This is a genomic window from Oleiphilus sp. HI0067 (assembly GCF_001635735.1).
This window is the reverse complement of the sequence record NZ_LWFI01001748.1, coordinates 1-858: the sequence shown is the minus strand read 5'-3', so window position 1 is coordinate 858 and position 858 is coordinate 1. Positions and strand designations below refer to the sequence as shown.

The following is an 858-nucleotide window of genomic DNA, read 5'->3' as shown; positions in this document are numbered from 1 at the left end:
AAGACGTATGGTGGGTGTCGATGGAATGGGCCTGATCATATCAAAGACGCTAGCGCTGTTATGGGATCAGTATGATTTTGTATTGTTAGATAATTCTCCGTCACTCGGCGTGCTTATGATCAACTCTTTAGCAGCCAGCCAGCAGTTAATTGTCCCGGTGCAGACAGAGTTTTTGGCTATCAAAGGGCTTGAGCGAATGATGCATACTTTATCGATGGTCATACGCTCGCAAAAAAGTAATCTGCAACATCTTATTTTGCCGACTATGTTTGATAGACGGACACAGGCCTCATTACAAAGTCTTCGAACAATTAAACAGACATGGGGTGATAACGTTTGGAAATTTGCGATCCCGGTCGATACGAAGTTCAGAGATGCGAGTACCAAGGGTGTGGTGCCCTCAGATTTAGACGCCGTGACACACGGTGTGCGCGCATACAAAAAACTACTTGAAACTTTGTTAGAGAAAACACCCAACGGAATATAAAAGGAAAGGGTGATGACACAGCAAGTATATGATGTGCAGTACCCCTCTTATAACGATCAAATTATTGAAGATTACTTAGATGTTCTATTTACCGCGCCTAAGCCTCTTCAGTTATTTCGAAATCGATTTGAATTGCAATCGACCATTGATGTCGATGCTGTATTGAACGGTAAGAAAGATACATCTGAGTATGAAGCAATGCTGATTTTTCTAACAACGATGATGATTTCGTTTCGTCTTGAACGCAACACTAAGCTTCAATTGAACGTGCTTTCCGTAGCAAAACTGATGCTGCCGCGCATTAAGTACTGTCGTTAATCCACCGAGAATAGGTCGAGCTGTACTGTGTCTCACAACAACGATAAACCTGC

General features: G+C 42.7%; 2 protein-coding genes. Both read left to right on the top strand.

What is annotated here, in order from left to right:
• The coding region (locus A3739_RS27825) for a ParA family protein (protein ID WP_156502914.1) at nt 1–487 on the top strand (487 nt) is incomplete at its 5' end.
• Nucleotides 488–499: 12 nt separating this feature from the next.
• Nucleotides 500–805 carry a hypothetical protein gene (locus tag A3739_RS27820; RefSeq protein ID WP_068476200.1) on the top strand — a complete coding sequence of 102 codons (306 nt, stop codon included), beginning with the start codon at nt 500–502 and terminating at the stop codon, nt 803–805.
• Nucleotides 806–858 lie beyond the last annotated feature (53 nt).

Bases quoted from the DNA above. Each gene is read 5' to 3' on its own strand.
- A3739_RS27820 (WP_068476200.1), top strand. From the start codon at position 500: ATGACACAGCAAGTATATGATGTGCAGTACCCCTCTTATAACGATCAA.